The 1,119-nt window shown below is 47.9% G+C and carries 1 protein-coding gene; it reads right to left on the bottom strand.

What is annotated here, in order from left to right; all coding sequences use genetic code 11:
- A partial coding sequence (locus tag L6C30_RS14590; protein WP_236163331.1) for an IS66 family transposase occupies positions 1-1,119 on the bottom strand: 1,119 nt, incomplete at both ends.

Genomic DNA, 1,119 nt, shown 5'->3' with positions numbered 1-1,119 from the left:
GTATTCGCGGCGGTCTTCCGCTGTACCATCGGTCTTTTTCCTGAGTTCTGCTTCTATCGCATACAGTTTCTGAATCAGCACTAAGGCCTGTTCAGCGACCTGACTTTTCCCAGTTACATGCAGTTCATGGAATTTACGACGTGCATGGGCCATGCAGCCCACCTCAATGACCTGACCTGATTTAAAGCGTGCTTTATAACCGCTGTAATCATCACAGACCAGATGGCCCTGCCAGTCTTTCAGGAACGCTTCAGCATGCTGACCTGAACGACTATCCTGAAAGTCATAGATCACGGCTTGAACTGGATTGTACTGTGTAGTGGCATAGGCCCAGACATAACCTTTCTTCGGTTTTTTATCATTCTCACCCATCCGCATGATGGTGACCGGCGTTTCATCGGCATGGATCACCCGCTGTTGCAGCACCACCTGTTTTAAGGCATTGGCCAGAGGTTCCAGTTCCACACCGCAGCGACCAATCCAGTCAGATAACGTGGATCTGGACAGATCAATGCCAGCCCGCTGATAGATCAGGCGCTGACGGTACAGCGGCAAATGATCGGCATACTTCGATACCAGCACATGGCTGAGCAGTTCAGGACTGGCAATACCTTTATCAATCACATAGGCGGGCATCGCTTGCTGAGTCAGGGTGTCGCACTGATCACAGACCCATTTGCCACGTACATGCTGTTCCTTATAGAACTGTGCCGGTCTGAAATGCAGTTTTTCACTGATATCTTCGCCGATACGACGTAACTGGCAGCCACAACTGCATTGGGTTGATGCAGGTTCATGCTCAATACGGATGGTGTGTAGATGATCTGGCAGCAGTCGACGTTTAGGTTTGTTGACTGTGGCTTTCTGTGTCGCTGCATGGGTTTTATCTGCATTTAATCGTTCTAATTCCAGATCAACGGCTGCGATATCTTCTTCGACCGCCTCATCCCACAGATGGATTTGTTTTGCGGTGAGATGTTCGTTTTTACTGCCGAATTTATGCTGTTTAAACAGCGCCAGTTCATGCTCGTATTTTTGATTGAGAATAGAAAGATGCTGAACTTTAGAATCTAATTGCTGATTGGTGACTTCAAGATGTTGAACTTTGGCATCTAATTG

Origin of the sequence: Acinetobacter sp. KAM396, from assembly GCF_021602765.1 — a bacterium.
Classification (GTDB): domain Bacteria; phylum Pseudomonadota; class Gammaproteobacteria; order Pseudomonadales; family Moraxellaceae; genus Acinetobacter; species Acinetobacter towneri_A.
The sequence above is the reverse complement of the archived record's forward strand: the minus strand, read 5'-3'. Positions and strand labels throughout refer to the sequence as shown.